Here is a 560-nt window from a genome sequence, read left to right as displayed (position 1 = left end):
ACAATAGAATATGAATATTTAAGAAAAATAAGAAATAAGAAAAAAATAGAATCAAATAAATATCATTTCATAACAACATAAGGGACATTATTTTTAAGTAAATAAAAAACAAGATTAACAAATTTTCTGGCACTTAAAACAAGGGCTCTCATATGATGATGTTTATTAGATTCATAATATTTTTTCCAATAAAAATCTTTGAAAACAGGATTATGACGTTTAAGGGAATTAGCAGCTAAAACGAGATAAGTTCTAAGATATTTATTACCTTTTTTTGTTAATCTATTATCTTGAGAATTAAACTTACCGCTTTGATGAACAGACCAAGTTAAACCAGCATAAGAGGCTAAAGCTGGAGCATTTTTAAAACGATTGATATCTCCAATCTCAGCAATAATACCAGCAGCAGTAATCTCTCCAATACCTTTAACAGTAACAAGAGTGTTCGGGATTCTTTCAAAAGATCAATATCCATATCAGCAATTTCTTTAACCGTAAAATCCTTAAGTAAAGATGAATAGGTTTTATTAAGTTTAAAGTTTAGATTAGGAAAATATAAA

1 pseudogene is annotated in these 560 nt (G+C 27.0%); it reads right to left on the bottom strand.

The features are described from left to right. Positions 1-62 precede the first annotated feature (62 nt). Positions 63-458, bottom strand: a pseudogene (locus ACYQ44_RS10420) (transposase); the annotation flags it as partial. Between the last annotated feature and the right edge of the window lie 102 nt (positions 459-560).

The organism is Marinitoga arctica (assembly GCF_054657315.1).
This window is presented reverse-complemented; position numbering and strand designations above follow the sequence as displayed.